The sequence below is a fragment of the Promicromonospora kroppenstedtii DSM 19349 genome, assembly GCF_000515355.1.
GTDB classification, from domain to species: Bacteria; Actinomycetota; Actinomycetes; order Actinomycetales; family Cellulomonadaceae; genus Promicromonospora; species Promicromonospora kroppenstedtii.
On record NZ_KI911694.1, the window covers coordinates 55,129 to 56,401 of the forward strand.

The 1,273-nt window shown below is 73.9% G+C and carries 1 protein-coding gene; it reads left to right on the forward strand.

Translation table 11 applies throughout. From position 1 onward, the window contains the following. Window positions 1–229 precede the first annotated feature (229 nt). Window positions 230–1,273 (forward strand): ABC transporter ATP-binding protein (locus PROKR_RS35250; RefSeq protein WP_051433093.1); only part of this gene is annotated, 1,044 nt, incomplete at its 3' end.

The window sequence follows — 1,273 nt, forward strand, 5'->3', positions numbered from 1 at the left end:
CCACCCAGCCCGGCCGCGATGCCGGCGGGCTGCCCGTTCCACCCGCGCTGCGACGCCGTGCGCGACGTCTGCCGCACCGACGTCCCACCGCAGGCGACCCCGGCGCCCGGCCGGATGTCGCTGTGCCACTTCGCGTCGGACATCATGGCCGGACGGGAGCCGACCCCTGCGGCCGATGTGACGGCATCGGCGCCCGGTGGGCCGGTGCCCGAGCCGAAGGGAGACCCCGATGACTGAGTCACGACCGGCGGGCGCCGGGCTCGTCGACGAGCGGCCTGCGAACGACCAGGCGGTGCTCGAGGTCCGCGACCTCGTCAAGCACTACCCGGTGCGCTCGGGGCTGCTGCGCCGCTCGACGGCGACCGTGAAGGCCGTCGACGGCGTCTCGCTCACCCTGGACCGGGGCCGCACGCTGGGTCTGGTCGGCGAGTCCGGATCGGGCAAGTCGACGCTCGCCCGCGTGCTGGTGGGCGTCGAGACGCCGACCAGCGGGCAGGTGCTGGTGGACGGCGAGGACGTCACAGGCCGGTCCCGGGCAGGCCGCAAGCAGCTCCGCCGGGACGTCCAGATGGTGTTCCAGGACCCGTACACGTCCCTGAACCCGCGGATGTCGGTGAGCGAGATCGTGGGCGAGCCGTTCGCCATCCACGGCATCGACCCGGCGGGCGGACGACGAGCCGCGGTGGGCGAGCTGCTGGAGCTCGTGGGCCTGGACCCCGACCACGCGAACCGGTACCCGCACCAGTTCTCGGGCGGGCAGCGGCAGCGCGTCGGGATCGCCCGCGCGCTCGCCCTGCGGCCCAAGATCCTGGTCTGCGACGAGCCGGTCTCGGCACTCGACGTCTCCGTGCAGGGCCAGGTGATCAACCTGCTGGAAGACCTCCAGGAGGAGCTCGGCCTGTCGTACCTGTTCGTGGCCCACGACCTCGGCGTGGTGCGGCACATCGCCCACGACGTCGCCGTCATGTACCTGGGCCGCATCGTCGAGCAGGGCCCCGAGGCCGACGTGTACGACGGCGCGCGCCACCCCTACACGCAGGCGCTGCTGTCCGCGGTGCCGGTACCCGACCCGTCGGTGCGGCTGGTCAAGGCCCCGACCAGCGAAGGCTCGACCAGCGAAAAGCGGCCAGACATCGGCGGGATCGTGCTGGAGGGCGACCCGCCCTCGCCGGTCGACCCGCCGTCCGGCTGCCCGTTCCACACGCGCTGCTGGCTCGCGCCGACCCTGCCGGAGGCTCGCGGCGACGCCGCCGCGTCGTCGACGGACGGCGTC